14 protein-coding genes and 1 pseudogene are annotated in these 17,250 nt (G+C 72.2%); 7 read left to right on the top strand and 8 right to left on the bottom strand.

Annotated elements, in window-relative coordinates:
• Window positions 1–74: 74 nt before the first annotated feature.
• The gene (locus tag ABD912_RS15180) at window positions 75–1,307 is read left to right on the top strand and encodes an MFS transporter (RefSeq protein WP_345152019.1); all 1,233 of its coding nucleotides are present in this window, start codon (window positions 75–77) and stop codon (window positions 1,305–1,307) included.
• A gap of 45 nt (window positions 1,308–1,352) precedes the next feature.
• Here the strand turns inward: ABD912_RS15180 and ABD912_RS15175 are convergent, their stop codons facing one another.
• Both ABD912_RS15175 and ABD912_RS15170 read right to left on the bottom strand, forming a co-directional pair.
• Complete coding sequence (locus ABD912_RS15175; RefSeq protein WP_345152017.1) at window positions 1,353–3,449, bottom strand: acyl-CoA dehydrogenase family protein; 2,097 nt, start codon at window positions 3,447–3,449, stop codon at window positions 1,353–1,355.
• Window positions 3,450–3,545: 96 nt separating this feature from the next.
• Window positions 3,546–4,259: a helix-turn-helix transcriptional regulator gene (locus tag ABD912_RS15170; protein ID WP_345152015.1), complete on the bottom strand. Its 714-nt coding sequence runs from the start codon at window positions 4,257–4,259 to the stop codon at window positions 3,546–3,548.
• A gap of 93 nt (window positions 4,260–4,352) precedes the next feature.
• On the opposite strand from ABD912_RS15170, the gene ABD912_RS15165 reads away from it, so the two are divergent.
• Together ABD912_RS15165 and ABD912_RS15160 are read left to right on the top strand one after the other, a co-directional pair.
• Entirely contained in the window at window positions 4,353–4,769 is a 417-nt protein-coding gene (locus tag ABD912_RS15165) for a hypothetical protein (protein WP_345152013.1), read from the top strand.
• Window positions 4,770–4,884: 115 nt separating this feature from the next.
• A complete protein-coding gene (locus ABD912_RS15160; protein ID WP_345152011.1) occupies window positions 4,885–5,697 on the top strand; it encodes a gamma-glutamyl-gamma-aminobutyrate hydrolase family protein in 813 nt (270 codons plus the stop codon).
• A 37-nt stretch (window positions 5,698–5,734) separates the two neighbouring features.
• Here the strand turns inward: ABD912_RS15160 and ABD912_RS15155 are convergent, their stop codons facing one another.
• Window positions 5,735–6,319 carry a helix-turn-helix domain-containing protein gene (locus tag ABD912_RS15155; RefSeq protein WP_345152009.1) on the bottom strand — a complete coding sequence of 195 codons (585 nt, stop codon included), beginning with the start codon at window positions 6,317–6,319 and terminating at the stop codon, window positions 5,735–5,737.
• A 93-nt stretch (window positions 6,320–6,412) separates the two neighbouring features.
• On the bottom strand, window positions 6,413–7,567 hold the full coding sequence (locus ABD912_RS15150; protein WP_345152008.1) for an aminotransferase: 1,155 nt from the start codon (window positions 7,565–7,567) through the stop codon (window positions 6,413–6,415).
• 161 nt (window positions 7,568–7,728) lie between these two features.
• Between ABD912_RS15150 and ABD912_RS15145 the strand changes: the two genes are divergently transcribed.
• Together ABD912_RS15145 and ABD912_RS15140 are read left to right on the top strand one after the other, a co-directional pair.
• Window positions 7,729–9,012, top strand: a complete 1,284-nt coding sequence (locus ABD912_RS15145) for an MFS transporter (RefSeq protein WP_345152007.1) — start codon at window positions 7,729–7,731, stop codon at window positions 9,010–9,012.
• The gene (locus ABD912_RS15140) at window positions 9,009–9,707 is read left to right on the top strand and encodes a FadR/GntR family transcriptional regulator (protein WP_345152006.1); all 699 of its coding nucleotides are present in this window, start codon (window positions 9,009–9,011) and stop codon (window positions 9,705–9,707) included. The genes ABD912_RS15145 and ABD912_RS15140 overlap by 4 nt, the downstream gene beginning before the upstream one ends.
• 13 nt (window positions 9,708–9,720) lie before the next feature.
• Here ABD912_RS15140 and ABD912_RS15135 read toward each other — a convergent pair whose 3' ends face one another.
• From ABD912_RS15135 to ABD912_RS15120, 4 genes are all read right to left on the bottom strand, one after another.
• Window positions 9,721–10,641, bottom strand: a complete 921-nt coding sequence (locus ABD912_RS15135) for a 3-hydroxyacyl-CoA dehydrogenase family protein (RefSeq protein WP_345152005.1) — start codon at window positions 10,639–10,641, stop codon at window positions 9,721–9,723.
• Window positions 10,638–12,107 (bottom strand): aldehyde dehydrogenase family protein, encoded by a 1,470-nt coding sequence (locus tag ABD912_RS15130; RefSeq protein WP_345152004.1) that lies wholly within the window; start codon window positions 12,105–12,107, stop codon window positions 10,638–10,640. Before ABD912_RS15130 ends, ABD912_RS15135 begins: the two co-directional genes overlap by 4 nt.
• 15 nt (window positions 12,108–12,122) lie before the next feature.
• Window positions 12,123–13,283, bottom strand: coding sequence for an acyl-CoA dehydrogenase family protein (locus ABD912_RS15125; RefSeq protein ID WP_345152002.1), 1,161 nt, complete (start codon window positions 13,281–13,283; stop codon window positions 12,123–12,125).
• A gap of 91 nt (window positions 13,284–13,374) precedes the next feature.
• Window positions 13,375–14,799, bottom strand: a complete 1,425-nt coding sequence (locus ABD912_RS15120) for an aminotransferase class III-fold pyridoxal phosphate-dependent enzyme (protein ID WP_345152001.1) — start codon at window positions 14,797–14,799, stop codon at window positions 13,375–13,377.
• 103 nt (window positions 14,800–14,902) lie between these two features.
• On the opposite strand from ABD912_RS15120, the gene ABD912_RS15115 reads away from it, so the two are divergent.
• Window positions 14,903–16,708: a PucR family transcriptional regulator ligand-binding domain-containing protein gene (locus tag ABD912_RS15115; protein ID WP_345151999.1), complete on the top strand. Its 1,806-nt coding sequence runs from the start codon at window positions 14,903–14,905 to the stop codon at window positions 16,706–16,708.
• Window positions 16,709–16,927: 219 nt separating this feature from the next.
• Window positions 16,928–17,250: pseudogene (locus ABD912_RS15110) on the top strand (hypothetical protein); the annotation flags it as partial.

Below are 17,250 nucleotides of genomic sequence, written 5' to 3'. Positions count from 1 at the left end.
GTGGGCGCAGCATGCGCGCAGGGTGGGCGTAGGGTGGGGCACGGAAGCCGAACACCAACGAAGGACCCCGTCTCTTGGCCCGCACCGCCCCCACCACCCGCCACCGGACCGTCGGCCCCGCCCTGCTGCTTGCCGGCATCCTGCTCGTGGCGGCGAACCTGCGCCCGGCGATCACCGCCGTCGGGCCGCTGCTGGACCCGATCGGTGCCGAAACCGGGCTCGCCGCGGCCCAGCTGGGGCTGCTGACGGCCGTGCCGCTGCTGGCCTTCGCCGCGGTGTCGCCGCTGGCCCACGGGCTGGGCGAACGCTTCGGCACCGAACGCACAGTGCTCGGGGCGCTGTTCCTGCTGCTGGCGGGAACGCTGCTGCGCCCGCTGCCCGGCGCCGCGGCGAGCCTGTGGATCGGGACCTTCATCATCGGGGCGGCGATCGCCCTGGGCAATGTGCTGATCCCGGCGATCATCAAACGCGAATTCCCGGGCCGGGTGACGGAACTGACCGGCGGTTTCTCCGCCGTCATGGGTGGCCTGGCCGCGCTCGGCGCGGGACTGGCCGTCCCGCTCTCCGGGATTCCGCTCGGTGGCGAACCCGCGGGCTGGCGGTTCGCGCTCGGCGCCTACGCGGTCCTGGTGCTGCCCGCGCTCCTGGTGTGGTGGCCGTGCGCGCGCGCCGCCCGTGCCGGGAGGGCGTCAGCGGGCCGGGACGCGGCGGACGACGGCGGAGCCCCCGCCCGCGGCGCGGTCTGGCGTTCGGGGGTCGCGTGGCAGGTGACCGCGTACATGGGCCTGCAGTCGCTGACCTTCTATGTGCTGGTCAGCTGGCTTCCGACGGTCGAACAGTCCTACGGCCGGCCCGCCGTCGCGGCCGGGTGGGACCTGATGCTCTTCCAGTTGGCGGGAGTCGTTGCCAGCCTGCTGGCGCCGCTGATGCTGCGGGGCCGCCTGCAGCGGATCGGCCCGGTGGTGCCCGCGGTGGGCGCCGCCGGTGCGGTGCTGGGACTGATGCTGGCCCCGGAGGCAATGCTGTTGTGGGTGGTGCTGGCCGGTTTCTTCGGCGGCGCGTCCCTGGTGGTGGCGCTGTCCCTGTTCGGGCTGCGCACGCGCACGCACCGGCAGGCCAGCGCCGTGTCCGGGATGGCCCAGTCGGGCGGGTACCTGCTGGCCGCCGCCGGCCCGCCCCTGTTCGGCCTCCTCCACGAGCGGACGTCGGCATGGATCTGGCCGCTGGCGCTGGTGCTTGCCGCCACGCTCCTGCAGGCGTTGGTTGGGGTACTGGTGGGGCGCAACCGGTTCGCGCTGGGGGAGTAGGACCCCAGCGGTCAGCGTTCCGCAGTGGCTAGTTCTTCGCCGTGGTTAGGTTTTCAGAGTGCCGTAGGGCCACCGCTGGTCCGGCAGGTCCGCACCGGGTGCCGACCATTCGGCGATCCACGGGCCGGTGCCTTCCGACGCGTCGATCACGCCGCGCTCCAGCCAGGCGTAGTCCCCGGCCAGCACCCTGCGGGAGAGGCGCCGGTCCGGCGTGTCGGTGTTGCTCCACAGCGCCCGGAACTGTTCTTCGGTGCGCTGCCGCGACTGCCGGCAGAACGCATCCGCCAGCTGCTCCGCGGACCGCCCGCGCTCCGGGTCCTGGTCGCGCAGCAGTGCGACCCGGCTGACGCAGGCCGACATCGCGAACAGTTCAGCCCCGATGTCCACCACCCGTCCCAGGAACGCCTGGCGGTGCTCCATCCCGGCCTGCCACCGGGCCATCCCGGCGAAGGTGTGCCGGGCCAGGCGGCGCGAGGCCCGCTCGATGTAGCGCAGGTGCTGCCCCAGCCGTCCGTGCTCCCGGTACGACGTCGGCAGCAGGCCCGGCCCCGTGGCCAGGGTCGGCAGCCAGCGGGCGTAGAAGCCCGAGGCCCCGGCCGCGGCCTTGGCCTTGGCGGCGAGGTCGGCATCCGGGTCGGCGAGCTTGCCGGCCGCCTTGAGGTGCGCATCCACGGCCTCGCGGGCGATCAGCAGGTGCATGATCTCCGTGGATCCCTCGAAGATCCGGTTGATGCGCATGTCCCGTAGCTGCTGCTCCACGGGGACCGCCCGCTCCCCGCGGGCGCGCAGCGAGTCGGCGGTCTCGTAGCCGCGCCCGCCGCGGATCTGCACCAGCTCATCCGCCACCTCCCAGGCGCGTTCGGAGGACCAGAGCTTGGCCAGCGCGGCCTCGATCCGGACGTCCTCCATGCCGGCGTCGGCGAGCGCTGCCGACAGCTCGAAGACGGCCTCCAGGGCGAAGGTGGTCGCCGCGATGAAGGCGATCTTCTTGCCGACCGCCTCGTGGGCGCCGACCGGGCGGCCCCACTGCACCCGGGCGTTGGACCACTCCCGGGCGATCTTCAGCGACCACTTGCCGCCGCCGGCACACAGCGCGGGGATGGACAGCCGGCCCGTGTTGAGCGTGGTCAGGGCAATCTTCAGTCCTTGGCCCTCGCGTCCCAAGCGGTTGGCGGCGGGAACGCGGACCCCCTGGAAGCGGGTCACGCCGTTCTCGATGCCGCGCAGCCCCATAAACGCATTGCGCCGCTCCACGACGATTCCGGGGGAGTCCGCCTCGACGACGAACGCGCTGATCCCGCCGGGCGCCTCCGTTCCGTCGGGGAGGGTGTGGGCGGGGACGGTGGCCATAACGACGGCGAGGCCCGCCACGACGCCGTTGGTGGTCCAGAGCTTCGCCCCATCGATCACGTACCACTCGCCGTCCTCGGACGCCGTCGCGGTGGTGCGCAGGCGCGCGGGGTCGGATCCGACGTCGGGCTCGGTCAGCAGGAAGGCGCTGATCTCGCCGGCGGCGCAGCGGGGCAGGAAGCGGCGCTTCTGGTCCTCGGAGCCGAACATCTTGACCGGTTCCGGCACCCCGATGGACAGGTGCGCCGAGACCAGGGCGCCGAGGCTGGGATGGACGGAGCCCACCAGCATGAGGGCCCGGCCGTAGTCGGCCAGGGTCAGTCCCAGCCCCCCGTACTCTGTGGGGATCTTCATGCCGAAGACGCCCAGATCGGTCAGGGCGCGGATGTAGGCGTCAGGGACGCGGGCCTCGCGTTCGATCCTCCCGCCGTCGAACCCGCGCAGGACCTCCTCGAGGCGGGCCAGGAACGCGGCGCCCTTTGCCGCGCGGTCCGGGTCCGGAAGGGGGTGGGGATGGACCAGGGTCCAGTCGAACCGGCCCAGGTAGATGCCCTTGGCGAAGCTGGGCCGCCGCCATTCGGTCTCGCGGGCCGCCTCGGCCACCGCGCGGGCGGTGCGCTCGTCGACGTCGGCCCCCGGCCCCGAAGCTCCCGGCCCCGAAGCTCCCGGCCCCGAAGCCGCCGGCACCGAAGCCGCCGGCACCGAAGCCCCCGTGCCGGAACCCCCGGCATCCGGCGCTGCGGACCCGGACGGTTCATCGAGCAGTGGGGCATCGAAAGGGTGTGGGTCCATTGCGGTCTCCCTCGACCTGCGCGCGACGCGGGAAGCGCGGCGCGGTGTGCGCCGGGGCCCGCCGCGGGCCGGGAGCCCTCACGCTGTGCCCCAAGGCTACTCGCTGGTAGGAGATTCGGCCACGGGCTCCAGCCGCACGCAGCAGCCGCCCGCTCCGTCCGGATCGGGGACGGCCCGCAGCGTTCCCCCGGACCGTGCGGCGGCCGCGCCGAGGAACTCGAGGTTCATCCCGCACACCGTCTCGCGGTGGTTTCGCGACAGCTGGTGGAACGGGCACTCCAGCAGCGTGACGGAGCCGTCCCCTTCGGGGCGCGGACGGTAGCCGGTGTTGCGAAGCACCGCCTGCAGGGCGTCCCCGGGTGCTCCCGTGGCGGCGTCCGCGCGGGCCGCTTCGGCGGAGTCGGCCCCGGCCTGCCGGGAAACGCGCGGCAGCGTTGCGGCCACGGGGTCGCCGCTGCGCACGGACTCCTCGATGGCCCGGGCCATCAGTTCGGCGGCCAGGCCGTAGTCCCGGGGCGGAACGCTGGCGCCGACCTCGGACACCGCTGCCGCGTAGAACTTCGAGGGCCGCCCGGCCCCCGGGCCGCTCCGTCCGCCGATCCGGCGGAACTGGACCTCCAGCAGCCCGTTCTCGGCCAGCCGGTCCAGATGCAGGGCCGCCGTGGCGCGCCGCAGCCCCAGCGCGTCGGCGGCCTCGTCGCGCGAGACCGGTGCGGCGGCGGCAAGGACCAGTTCGTAGACCGCCTTCCGCGTGGGGTCGGCCAGGGCGGCGACGGCGGCCAGCCGGTCGTCGGGGGTGGAGAGGGCCATGCGTCCAGCGTAGCTCTAAAACCTTCCCTCTATTGCTTTAGAGGCTGTAGCTTTCTAAAGTGAAGTACGGATTGTTTTAGAAAGGAAAGAGTCATGGACCTCCACTCGCCGGCGGCCGTTCCGGCACTCCGCACGGATCCCGCCCGGCAGGCCTACCTGCTGCTGCGCACGCTCTTCACCGTCGCGCCGATCCTGTTCGGCCTGGACAAGTTCTTCAACCTCCTCGTCGACTGGACCACCTACCTCGCACCCGTCGCCACGCAGGTCGTCCCGCTCGAGCCGCGGACGTTCATGTACGTGGTGGGCGTCATCGAGATCGCCGCCGGCATCCTGGTGGCGCTGCGGCCCCGGATCGGATCGTTGGTGGTGGCGCTGTGGCTGGCCGGCATCATCGTCAACCTGCTGGTGCTGGGCGACTTCTTCGACATCGCGCTGCGCGACTTCGGGCTGCTGGTCGGCGCCGTGGCGCTGAATCGGCTCGCCTCCTCCCGCGCGGCAGGGGCCGCCTAGCCGGGACCGCCTGACCGGGACCGTCCGAGGGGTTCAACGGTTTCCGGCGGCGCGTTCCGGGGCCGGAGCCGGGGGAACGGTACGGCGTCAGGGGCCCGCGGCTAGGATTGTGCCCATGCCGCGCCCGACCATCGCCCTGACCTTCCCCCGCTCCGCAGCCCCGTACACCGAGGCCTACCGCGAGGAGGTGTCCGATCTGGCCGCATGCGCGGCCGCCGCCGTCGAGGCGGCCGGAGGGACCGCCGTCGTGCTGGACTCCAGCGCCGGCGGCACCCCGGACGCCGACCGGTTCGACGGCGCCCTGATCCTCGGCGGCGGGGACGTCGACCCGGCCCGCTACGGCAGCCCCGGGCACCCGAGCATCGGCGACACCGACCCGGCGGCGGACGCCTTCGAGGCAGCGCTGATCGAGGACACGCTCGCCGCGGGGCGCCCGGTCCTGGGCATCTGCCGCGGCATGCAACTGATCAACGTGGTCCGCGGAGGCACGCTCATCGAGGACCTCGGCCCGGACTCCTTCCACAAGGACCACACCCCGGAGGACCTCATGGTCACCCATGACGCGGAGGTCCTGCCCGGCACCCGGCTGGCCGAGGCCCTCGGGGCCGGCGGCATCCCCGTGCAGTCGGCCCACCACCAGGCCGTGCGGGACGTGGGCCGCGGGCTGCGCGTAGCGGCCCGCGCCGCCGACGGCGTCATCGAAGCGATCGAATCAGTGGCGATCGAGTCCGCGGCGTTCGACGACGGCGGCACCCCCGACGGCGATTGGGTAATGGCCGTGCAGTGGCATCCCGAGCACCGGGGCACCGTGCCGGGCCAGTTCGCCGCACTGCTGGAGCCCTTCATTAGCCAGGCGGCGCGGATCGCCCGGGACCGGGCGGACCGGGCGGATCGCGCCGTTCCCGCCGAGGCGTGCGTCTCCGCCTAGGACGGCTGCCTGGGACTGCTGCTGCATAGGACCACTGCTACGGCGCGTTGATCACGACGATCCGCACGAACCGCACCACCTCGTCCGAATCGTTGACGTAGGAGTACGGCCGGTCGGTGGCGATCTTCGCGACGCTTCCGGCGGGCACGGAGTGCGTCCGGCCGTCCACCGAGAGCACCAGCGTTCCGGCGGACACCGCCAGCAGTTCCTCCGATCCCGCCGGATCCGGCTCGGCGCCGTACCGGTCGCCGGGCCCCAGGGACCAGTCCCACATCTCGGCCCTTCCGCGGCTGCGCGTCGTCGTGAACACGCGCCCGGCGCTTTCCTCGGCGAGGCCGCGCCAGACGGTGGCGGCCTCCCCGCCCCCGACCAGTTCGACGGCGCTGTCCGACGGGGGCCGCACGAGGGCCGAGAAGTCGACCCCCAGGGCCCTGGCCACCTTGTCCAGGGTCACCAGCGAGGCGTTCGCCGTTCCGCCCTCGATGGCGGTCAGCATCCGCCGGCTGACGTCGGCCTGCTTGGCCAGGTCGGTGACGGAGATCTTGCGGGCCACCCGCAGCTGCCTCACGGTCGCACCGACGGACGCCAGCAGCGAGCTTCCGGCCGCATCCACCTCTGTCATGCCCAGCGCCACCTTCGGGAGAGTGAGTGATGAAGTGAGCGATAAAGTGCCCAGTTGGCCCTCAGGGTAGCAGTTTGCCTTACGGCGCAACCCCTAGCCCTCGCTCGCCGCGGTGGCGGCGGATCCGGAGCGCTGCTGGGCGAAGAAGCCGCTGAGCCGTTCGAGTCCCTCGCGCAGGACGGCCTGGTTGTTTGCGTAGCCGATGCGCAGGCAGCCTTCGATGTCGAAGGCGCTGCCCGGGGTGAGCAGGACGCCGGTTTCGGCCAGGATTTGCTCGGCCAGTTCCTCGGAGGGCTGGCCGGTGCCGTAGCGCAGCAGGGCGGTGGTCCCGCCGCGGGGGCGGAGGTAGCCGATGGCCGGTTCGCCGGCGACCCATTCGTCGAGGATCTCCAGGTTGGTGCGCACGATCGAGCGGGAGCGTTCCAGGATGGCGTCCTTGGTCTCCAGGGCGATGCAGGCCAGCAGGTCGTCCACCATGCCCACGCTGATGGTGGTGTAGTCCCGGTGCGCGGAGATCCGGTGGATGAGTTCCTCGGGACCTGCCACCCAGCCCAGGCGCAGGCCCGCGAGGGAGAAGGACTTGGACATGCTGGCGGTGCTGATGCCGCGCTCGTACAGGTCCGCGATGGAGACCGTGAAGCCGTCGCCGTCCTGGTCGATGCCGCGGTAGACCTCGTCGGAGAGCACGTAGGCACCGGTCTTGGCGGCGATCCTCGCGATGCCCTCCAACGTCTCGCGGCCCATGAGCGAACCGGTCGGGTTGTTGGGGTTGTTGATGGCGATCAGGCGCGTGCCCGGGCCCGCCGCGGCCTCCAGTTCGGCCAGGTCCGGCAGGAAGCCGTTCTCCTCGCGCAGGTTCACGTACCGCACCTGCGCCCCGAAGCTTTCCGGGATCGAGTAGTGCTGCTGGTAGGTGGGCAGGACGGTGACGACGACGTCCTCGGGCTCGATCAGGGTCTGGTGCACCAGCGCGTTCGCGCCGGCGGCGCCGTGGGTCACGATGACGTTTTCCGGTCGCTGGTGCTCGTACAGGCCCGCGACCAGGTTCCGCAGCCGGTCCGTGCCCTCGATCGTCCCGTAGGTGAGCTTCAGCGGCAAAAGCTCCTCCAGGAACGTCTCCCGCTTGCCCGCCATGTCCAGCAGCTGCTCCACGGTCAAGGACTCCACGCACGTCTCGGCGAGGTTGTGGGTACAGGTGGTCTCGTACCTGTTCATCCACATTTCGACTTCGAAGTTTCTGATCTTCACGAAGGGGCTCCTTGTTCCGGGGGGCGGTGAACACGCACTTTCCCTAAATGATACATATATTGCTCATATGGGCATTAGGGCTGATGTCGCGACGTGGGGAGTGCGCAATCGCACTGCTTTGGGACTCGCCACCCCAAACATCAAACGTCTAATGTTTAGACATGACCTCCGCAGCTCCCGCCCAACCGCAGTGCCCGCAGACCCTCGATGTCCCGCGCCCGGTGATTGCCGCACCCCCGGCCCCCGCGAGCGCACGGTGGGTCCGCGCGCTGCTGGCGGTCGCCGCCGTCGTGCTGGTGGGACTGAACCTGCGCGCGGCCATCGCGTCCGCCGCGCCGCTCTACCACGGCCTGCAGGACCTGCTCGGCTACGGCCCGCTCGTTGCTTCGCTGCTGCCGACCATCCCCGTGCTCTGCTTCGGGTTCGCCGGGGCGGCCACCGCCTGGCTGGTCCGGCGCGCAGGGCTGGAGCGCGCGATCGCCCTGGCCCTGGTCCTGCTCACGGCCGGGCTGGCGGCGCGCGCCGTCGAATCCACCGCCATGCTGCTGGCGGGCACGGTGGCCGCCATGTGCGGGCTGGCGGTCTGCAACGTGGCCATGCCGTCCTTCATCCGCGAGCACCATGCCCGCCGCACCCCGGTGATGACCGGGACCTACACCATCACGATGTCCGTGGGCGCGACCCTCGCGGCGACCGTCAGCGTCCCGATCGCGGCCGAGCTCGGCTCCGCGAGCCTCGGGCTCGCGGCGTGGGCGCTTCCGGCCGTCGTCGCCCTCGTGGCCTTCCTGCCGCTGGCCCTCCGGCGCCGCGCGGGAGGGCGCGCGGCGGGCCGGCACGTCTCCCCGTGGCCGATGCTCGCCACGCGCAAGGGCCTGCTGTTCACCAGTTTGTTCGCCGTCCAGGCGCTGCTCGCCTACACCATCATGGGCTGGCTGCCCTCCATCCTCATCGCCCGGGGGCTGGACGCGACGGCGGCCGGGCTCATCCTGGGCCTGGTGCAGGTGGTCACCATTCCGGCGGTCGTGCTGCTGCTCTGGATGGCGGCCCGGCCGCGGCTGGTGCGCCCGGCCTTTATGGTCGTCGGAGTGTCCTCGCTGACGGGGTTCACCGCGCTGCTCTTTGTCCCGGCCCAGTGGGCCGTGGTGCCGGCCGTGCTGATGGGCATCGGATTCGGCATCTTCCCGCTGGTCATGCTGCTGATCAGCCGCAGCGGGGAGACCGCCGCGGAGACCACCGCGCTGTCCACGCTGGCCCAGTCGCTCGGCTACCTGATCGCCGCGGCCGGGCCGTTCGGACTGGGGCTGCTGCACGACGCGCTGGGCAGCTGGACCGTGCCGCTCGCGCTGCTGGCCGCCTGCGCGGTGGTCCAACTGCTGCTCGCCTACTGGCTGAGCAAGCGGCCGGCGGGCGTCCCCGCAACGGTCCGGACGGGGGAGCGGGCATGAGCGCGGGGGAGCGCGGCGCCTCCGGCGTCCGCCCGCCGCTGGCCGGCGAGGTCGTGTCCCGGCTGCGGGACGCCGTCGCGTCCGGCCGCTGGGCGGTGGGGGAGCGGATTCCGCCCGAGCCCGAGCTCGTCGCCGAGTTCGGGGTCTCCCGCGGCACGCTCCGCGAGGCCATCAAGGCGCTGGCCCACTCCGGGATGTTCGAGGTGCTGCGCGGGGACGGGACGTACGTGCGGGCCACCAGCGAGATCCGCGGCACCGCGCAGCGGGTCTACCGCGAGCACGCGGACGAGGACGTGCTGCAGGTGCGCTTCGCGCTGGACACCCAGGCGGCCCGGCTGGCCGCGCGGGCGGCCGACGCCGGCGTGGTCGCCGAGCTGCGCGCACTGCTGGCGCAGCGCCGGCAGGCGTGGGACGCCGGCGACTTTCAGATTTGGGCCGCCACGGACTGGGTCTTCCACCTGCGGGTCGCGGAGGCCTCCGGAAATCCGTTGCTGCACGAGCTCTACGACAGCTTCGGCGACGTGTTCCACGGGACCAAGATGGCCCAGCGGCTGGACAAGGGGTTCGACGGCTGCCTGGCGGCAGGGCACGAGGACCTGGTCGACGCGATCGAGGCCGGGGACGGCGAGGCCGCGGTACGCACCGTTATCGCGAACCTCGACTACTGCATGCATTGGATGCCCGGGACCCAGTAGGGTAGCGGGCCGTTCAGGTTCCCGGTGCCGGGTAGGCGTAGAACCCCTGCCCGGACTTGCGGCCCAGCTTGCCCTCGGCCACGAGCGCGGCAACCTGCGCATCCGGCCGATCCGCGGCGTCCCCGGTTTCGGCGTAGGTGGCCTGCGCGATGAAGTCGATGACGTCCAGGCCCACCATGTCCATCAGCTCGAACGGACCCATCGGATGTCCCAGCGCGGTGCGCGCGGTGGTGTCGATGTCCTCCCTGCTGGCGATGCCCGCGGCGGCCAGGGCCAGCGCCTCCTTCTGGATGGCCCCCATCAGCCGGTTCGCGATGAAGCCGGGCACCTCGCGGTTGATCAGCACCGGCTGCTTGCCCAGGCGGCGGGCCAGCTCCAGCGTGGTCTCGACGGTGGCCTGCGAGGTCGCCCTGTGCCTGACCACTTCCACGCACTTCATCACCAGGGCCGGATTGAAGAAGTGCATGTTGCACACCCTGTCCGGCCGGCCCGTGGCGGCGGCGACCTTGGAGGCGCCCAGGGTGGAGGAGTTGGTGGCGAGGATCGCGTGCTCCGGGGCCACCTGCCCCAGCCGGGCGAAGATTTGTTCCTTGATATCCAGCCGCTCGGTGGCCGCCTCGATCACGAAGTCCGCACCTGCAGCGCTGGCGTCCAGGTCCGTGGCGAAGGACAGCCGGCCAAGGGCTGCCTCCGCCTCCGCGGCGGCGAGGCGGCCCTTGGCGACGGTGGCCTCCATCCGCGCGGTGAGCTCCGCCCGGGCCTTGGCGAGGGACTCCGCGGAAATGTCCTGGACGGTGGTTTCGTAGCCGGCCAGCGCGGCGGCCATCCCGATCTGGCTGCCCATGGTGCCGGACCCGATCACCAGGATGGTCCGGATGCCCTCGATGGACGGGGCTGTGGATTCGGTGGACGGGAGGGGGATGCCGGCGCTCATGCGGCTCCGCCCCTCAGGTACACGGTGGTGGTGTGCGTGAAGAACTCCTTGGCTGCGGCGCCCTGCTCCTTCGGCCCGTAGCCGCTCTTCTTCGCACCTCCGAACGGCACGTGCGGGTCGGCGCCGGCGGATTCGGAGTTGATGTGCAGGATGCCCACGTCCAGCTCATCGACGGCCTCCAGCGTGCGGGTGAGGTCTTGGGTAAAGACCGCGGCGGAGAGGCCGAACTCGCTGTCGTTGGCCAGCCCGAAGGCCTCCTCGGCGCTTGAGGCCCGGCGCAGCGTCAGGACGGGTCCGAAGAACTCCTCGCGCCAGCAGGCGTTGGCGCCGTCGGCGACCTCCAGCACGGTCGGTGCCACGAAGGCGCCCTCAGCCAGTGGCCCGCCGTCGTACGCGCCGGTGCCGGCCGCGCCGCCGCCGGCCACCACGCGCGCGCCCTGCCGCAGGGAGGTTTCAATGCCGGCGAGGATGGACTTGCGGGCGGCCGCGTCGATGACCGGGCCCATCTGGATGGCAGGGTCCGTGGGGTCGCCGACCGCCCAGGAATCCAACCGCGCGCGCAGCCGCTCCAGGAATTCGTCCGCCACCGTGTCCTCGACAATCAGCCGCGACGTGGCCGTGCATTTCTGGCCGGTGGAGCGGAACGCCCCGAACATGAGCTGTTCGGCGGCCAGGTCCAGGTCCGCGTCGGCCAGGACGACGGCGGCGTTCTTGCCGCCCATTTCCGCCTGCACCGGCACTCCGCGGGCGGCGCCCTGCGCCGCGAGGCGCCGGCCCACGCCGGTGGAGCCGGTGAACGTGATCCCGTCCAGGTCGGGATGTTCGACGAGCTCGTTGCCCATGGACCCCGGGCCGATCAGCAGGTTCAGCACGCCGTCCGGCAGCCCGGCCGCGTCCAGTGCCTGGGCCAGGCGCATGGCCAGCAGCGGCACCACGCTGGCCGGCTTCCAGACCACGGTGTTGCCATACGCCAGGGCCGGGGCAATCTTCCACGCCGGGATGGCGATGGGGAAGTTGAACGGGGTGATGACCCCGACCACGCCCAACGGCTTGCGGGTGACCAGGATCCGTTCGCCGCGCCGCGGCGAGGAGAAGACCTCGCCGGCGGTGCGGTCGCCCTCGTTGCCGTAGTAGCGCAGGATCTGCGCCGCGCGCAGCACCTCGCCGGTGCCCTCGGCCGCGGTCTTGCCTTCCTCCCGGGCCAGCTCCAGGCCCCAGGCCTGGGCGTTGGCCTCGACATGTGCGGCCGCGGCCAGCAGCACGGCACCGCGCTCGTGGGCGGGGGTGCGGGCCCAGCCGCGGGCGGCGCGGCGCGCGGCGTCGACGGCGCGGTCCACCTCGGCCGCGCCGGCCTGCCGGCCGCTGGCGACCACCTCGTCGGGGCGGGCCGGATTCGTGGAAGTGACCAGGCCGCCGTCGCCCTCCACCCAGTCGCCGGCAATGTACTGCTGCAGCTGAACGCTCATCTGTAGCGGACCCTCCTACCGGAACGCCGGGATGCCGGTGATCCGGTTGCCCAGGATCAGGGTGTGGACCTCGTCGGTGCCCTCGTAGGTGCGCACTGATTCGAGGTTGTTGGCATGGCGCAGCGGGGCGTGGTCCAGCGTGATGCCGTTGCCGCCGAGCACGGCTCGGGCGTCGCGGCAGATCTGGATCGCCTCGCGGCAGTTGTTCAGCTTGCCCACGGAGATCTGGTGTGGCTGCAGCTGCCCGGCATCCTTGAGCCGGCCCAGGTGCAGGGCCAGCAGGAAGCCCTTGTTGATCTCCAGGGCCATGTTGACCAGCTTTTCCTGGGTCAGCTGGTAGCCGGCCAGGGGCTTGTCGAACTGCAGGCGCTCCTGGGAGTAGCGCAGGGCGGCCAGGTAGCTGTCCCGGGCCGCGCCCATGGCGCCCCAGATGATGCCGTAGCGGGCCTCGTTCAGGCACTCGAACGGCCCGCGCAGGCCCTTGGCGTTGGGCAGCATGGCTTCGGCGGGCAGGCGGAGGTCGGTGAGCTCGATGTCGCACTGGATGGAGGCGCGCATGGAGAGCTTGGGTTCGATCGGGGTGGCCTTGAAGCCGGGCGTGTCGGTGGGCACCACGAAGCCGCGCACGCCGTCCTCGGTCTGCGCCCAGATGATGGCGACCTGGGCCACGGAGGCCAGCCCGATCCAGCGCTTGGAGCCGTTGAGGACCCAGTCCTGCCCGTCGCGGCGGGCGAAGGTCTTCATGGAGCCCGGATCGGAGCCGGCGGTCGGTTCGGTCAGGCCGAAGCAGCCGATCGCCTCCCCTTTGGCCATCAGCGGCAGCCATTCGCTCTTCTGTTCCTCGGACCCGTGCTTGTGGAGGGCGCTCATCGCCAAGGACCCCTGGACGGAGACGAAGGTGCGCAGCCCCGAGTCCCCGGCTTCCAGTTCCGCGGCGGCCAGGCCGTAGTCGACGGCGGAGCGTCCGGCGCAGCCGTAGCCGCTCAGGTGCATGCCGAGCAGGCCGAGCTTGGCCATCTCCGGGACGATCTCCAGCGGGAAGTGGGCGTCCTCGTACCAGCCGGCGATGTTGGGCTTGATGGTGGCGTCCACGAAGGTGCGCACGGAGTCGCGCAGCGCGCGCTCCTCGGCGGAGAACAGGGAATCGAGGCTGATCAGGTCGAATTCTTCGGTCACGGTGGGTTCCTCTTCGGGGTGGTGGGCTCTGGGGCGGGACGACGGCGGCGGGCCGGTAGGGATGGCCCGCCGCCGGTTCGGGCGGGTCGGGTCAGACGGCGTTCGAAACCGCTGTGTTGGATACCGCTGCGGCGGATTCCGCGGCCACGGCAAGGATCGCCTTGCGCAGCACCCGCAGGCCGTCCGCGAGCAGGTGGGGGCCGATCACCAGCGGGGGCAGCAGGCGGATGATGTTCCCGTGCGTGCCGCAGGTCAGGGTCAGCACGCCCTGCGCGTGGCAGCGTTCGGAAACGGCCTTGGCGAGGTCCGCGCGCGGGGCAAGCGTGCCGCGGTCGGCGAACTCCACGGCCAGCATGGCGCCGCGTCCGCGGAACTCGGCGACGACGTCGGTCTCCTCGGCCAGCGGGGCGAGCGCCTCACGGGCGGCGGCCTCGATGGAGCGGGCGTTGGCCAGCAGGGACCCGTCCTCGAAGGCTTCGAACACGGCCAGGGCCGCCTCGCAGGCCAGCGGATTGCCGGCGTAGGTGCCGCCCAGGCCGCCGGGATGCACCGCGTTCATCAGGTCGGCGCGCCCGGTGACCGCGCTCAGCGGCACACCGTCGGCCAGCGCCTTGGCGCTGAGCGTGAGATCCCCGGCGACGCCCTCGTGTTCGCTGGCGAACAGGGTTCCGGTGCGGCCCATGCCGGCCTGGATCTCGTCGAGGACCAGCACGATCCCGTGGCGGTCCGCGATCGCCCGCAGGCCGGCCAGGAAGCCGGGCGCCGGGACCACGAAGCCGCCCTCGCCCTGGATCGGCTCGATCACCATGGCCGCGAATTCCTCCGGGCCGTGTTCGGCCAGCGTGGCCTCGACGTCGGCCAAGGCCGCGGCGGTGACGGCTTCCGGCCCCTGCGCCGCGGCGGGGGAGCGCAGCGGGTTGGCCGAGGAGGTGCGGACGACCTCGGCCGGGAAGGGGCCGAAGTTCAGCTTGTAGGGGCTGACCTTCGCGGTCATGGCCATGGTGAGCAGGGAACGGCCGTGGTAGGCCTCGTCGAAGACCAGCACCTTGTCCCGGCCGGTGGCGGAACGGGCGATCTTTACGGCGTTCTCCACTGCCTCGGCGCCGGTGGAGAAGAGCGCAGTGCGCTTGTCGAAGGCGCCGGGGACGTGCTCGTTGAGCCATTTGGCCACCTGCGTGAAGGATTCGTACTCGGTGACCATGAAGCAGGTGTGGGTGAAGCGTTCCAGTTGCCGGGCCACCCGTTCGCGGACGCCGGCGTGGCTGGCCCCGATGCTGGTCACGGCGATGCCGGAGGCGAAATCGATGATCCGGTTGCCGTCCACGTCCTGCAGGATGCCGCCGTCGGCCCGGTCGACGAAGACCGGCAGCGCTACGCCGAACCCGTCCGTGACGTGCGCCTGGCGCTCGGCGTGCAGGGCCAGGGACCGGGGCCCGGGGATCGAGGTGGCGAGGTGGCGCGACTGGGGGAGCGGGGCAAGCTGCGGGGCCGCTGGGGCGGCCAGGGTCTCTGTCATGGGCACCACCGTAGGCGGCCCCTCGCGGACCGGTCATTGGATGTTCTATCCAAGCGACCGCCGTTGTTCGGGCAATCGGGCCAAACTGCTGCATAATCGGCCCATGGTTTCACTCGCGCATTTGTGCAGCCGGCTCGGCGGCTCGCTGCAACCGGCCATCGCAGGACCGGTGTCCGCCCGGCAGCTTTCCGGCGTGCACGTGTCCGAACTCGAGGACCCCACTCCCTACCTGGAGGGCGGCGAACTGCTGCTGACCACCGGCATTCCGCTGCGCGGCGCCGGCCTCCACGCCGGCCAGGCCACCACGGCCGCCTACGTGCGCCGGCTCGCCGGCCGCGGGGTCGCGGCCTTGGGCCTCGGTTTGGGCGAGGGACTGGATACCGTCCCGCCGGCGCTGGCCGAGGCCTGCCGGGAGGCCGGCCTGGAGCTGTTGGTCGTTCCTGACGGGGTGCCGTTTATGGACGTCTCCCGGGCGTACTGGGACCTTGCCGCGCAGGGCGGCCAGGCTGACCTGCTGGCGGGCCTGGGAACCCAGACAGCCCTGGCCCGGGCGGCGTTGCGGCCGGACGCGCTGCCCGCCGTCGTCAAGGGCCTGGCCCAGGCGCTGGGCGGCTGGGCCGCATACCTGCCCGCGGGCGGGGGACCGGCGACCGTCTGGCCGGAGAGCACCGGCGCCCTGCTCCCGCAACTGCGCCAGGAAACCCAGCGGATCAACCAGACCGGGGCGCCGTCGGCGGCCACGTTCGGGCTGCACGGCACCGCGGTGGTGGAGTACCCGATCCTGGTGGGCCGGCGGACCGAGGGGTTCCTGGCGATCGGTGCCGGGCGGACGCTGGCGAAGGCCGACCGCCAAATCATTCTCACCGTCTGTGTCCTGCTTTCGCTCAAGGCCCAGCAGGAGGAGGAACTGGCAGGCACGTCCGCCGCGCTCGGCGCCGCGGTGGCCAAGCTGGTGCTGCGCGGGCACGTGGAGGCGGCGCGGCTGCTGGCCGCGGACACCGGCCTGGGTCCGCTGCCGGAGCGGGTGCGCGTGCTGGCGGTGCGGGTGCCCGCGGAGCGCGGAACCGGCGCCGACCGGCTGGCGGCGTTGGCCGCGGCGGTCCCTGCGCTGGCCACGGAGGAGGGCGTCGCCGGGCTGGGCGGGGCCTTGGCCACCGGGCCGTTCCGCCTGATCGAGGACGGGATCGCCTACTTCCTGCTTGAAACCCCGGAGGCCTCCACGGCCGGGGCCGCCCGCCGAGGGGACGCCGAGCGGGGGCCTGCCGGGCCGCAGGATCCACGGGGCGAGGCGCCGCCGTGGCACGAATGGGGCTGGGACCGGGACGACTGGGAGCAGGGTGAATCCGGAGCGTTGCCCGGGCGTCTCCGTTCCGGCGCCGTCCTTGGAGGCGAGGCGCCGGCATCATCGTCGCCACAGCCTCCGCAGGTCAGCACCGGAAGATCCGGCGCCAGCACATCCCGCGCCGACATGTCCAGCGCCCGAACATCCAGCGCCGGATCAGTGGGTGCCGGACCCGCGGGTGCCGGGCTGCCTGCCGCCGGATTGCCGGGCGGCGCGCTCACCGAGCCGCTGGCGCTCGCCGACGTGCCGGGCCGGGTGGCCGCGCTGCGGCATGCCGCCCTTCAGGCCCCTGCGGGATGCCTGGTGGGAACCGGTGGAGGCGCGGAGGCGCGCGCGGATACCTGGGTGGAGTTGCTGGCAGGGTACGGGCGGGCGGACCTGCTGGGCACGGTCGCCGCCTACCTGCGGCACCGCGGGCACTGGGAGGAGGCGGCGCGGGAGCTGGGGGTGCACCGCAACTCGTTGCGGCACCGGATGACCGTGGCCGAGCGGCTGGTCGGGACGGGACTGGACGACCCGGACACCGCAGCCCACCTGTGGCTGGCGCTGCGCCGGCGGGGGATCTGACCTGGCGATGCCCCAGCCACAGGCCCTGAGGAGAGGGGGCTGATGAGGAAGCGTCGTGTGGCAGATGGGTGGGGTGCTTGGCGCGAACCGTCTCGAAGGCCAGCTATGCGCTGTTCCGCCCCGAGGCCACACCCCTTAAGTGGTTCCCATCAAAAGTCGAGTAGAATATATCTACGAACTACTGATGAATTAATAGTACAAAAATACTAGTCTGGAGCCATGGAAACCGCACCGCACCACCGCCAGGCCGCGGGGCCCCGGCTCCGGCCGGACGAGCTCCCGCCGGAGCCGTGGGCCGAGGAACCGGCGGACCTGCCGGGGGCCGAGTTGACGGAGCCGGAGGTGGACCCGCTGTTTGCGGAACTGCCGGGGGCCGAACTGGCGGAGCTGGAGGTCCCCGAGCCGGCGGTGGAGCCGTGGCGGCCCGGACCGCTGCCCCTGTCCGCGGCGGTGGAGCGGCTGGTCCTGCTGGAGCGCTTCCGGGCGATGCTGGACGCCGAGGCCGTCGGGCTCCGCGTCCGGGTGCTGACCGCCTACCGGGA

The organism is Arthrobacter ginkgonis, assembly GCF_039540195.1.
Lineage (GTDB): Bacteria > Actinomycetota > Actinomycetes > Actinomycetales > Micrococcaceae > Zafaria > Zafaria ginkgonis.
Note: the sequence above shows the minus strand (reverse complement) of the source record. Positions and strands in the feature narration are given on the sequence as shown.

Excerpts from the sequence above, each read along its gene's own strand:
- ABD912_RS15175 (WP_345152017.1), bottom strand. The coding sequence starts at position 3,449 with ATGGACCCACACCCTTTCGATGCCCCACTGCTCGATGAACCGTCCGGG.
- ABD912_RS15170 (WP_345152015.1), bottom strand. The coding sequence starts at position 4,259 with ATGGCCCTCTCCACCCCCGACGACCGGCTGGCCGCCGTCGCCGCCCTG.
- ABD912_RS15165 (WP_345152013.1), top strand. The coding sequence starts at position 4,353 with ATGGACCTCCACTCGCCGGCGGCCGTTCCGGCACTCCGCACGGATCCC.
- ABD912_RS15160 (WP_345152011.1), top strand. The coding sequence starts at position 4,885 with ATGCCGCGCCCGACCATCGCCCTGACCTTCCCCCGCTCCGCAGCCCCG.
- ABD912_RS15155 (WP_345152009.1), bottom strand. The coding sequence starts at position 6,319 with ATGACAGAGGTGGATGCGGCCGGAAGCTCGCTGCTGGCGTCCGTCGGT.
- ABD912_RS15145 (WP_345152007.1), top strand. The coding sequence starts at position 7,729 with ATGACCTCCGCAGCTCCCGCCCAACCGCAGTGCCCGCAGACCCTCGAT.
- ABD912_RS15140 (WP_345152006.1), top strand. The coding sequence starts at position 9,009 with ATGAGCGCGGGGGAGCGCGGCGCCTCCGGCGTCCGCCCGCCGCTGGCC.
- ABD912_RS15135 (WP_345152005.1), bottom strand. The coding sequence starts at position 10,641 with ATGAGCGCCGGCATCCCCCTCCCGTCCACCGAATCCACAGCCCCGTCC.
- ABD912_RS15130 (WP_345152004.1), bottom strand. The coding sequence starts at position 12,107 with ATGAGCGTTCAGCTGCAGCAGTACATTGCCGGCGACTGGGTGGAGGGC.
- ABD912_RS15120 (WP_345152001.1), bottom strand. The coding sequence starts at position 14,799 with ATGACAGAGACCCTGGCCGCCCCAGCGGCCCCGCAGCTTGCCCCGCTC.
- ABD912_RS15115 (WP_345151999.1), top strand. The coding sequence starts at position 14,903 with ATGGTTTCACTCGCGCATTTGTGCAGCCGGCTCGGCGGCTCGCTGCAA.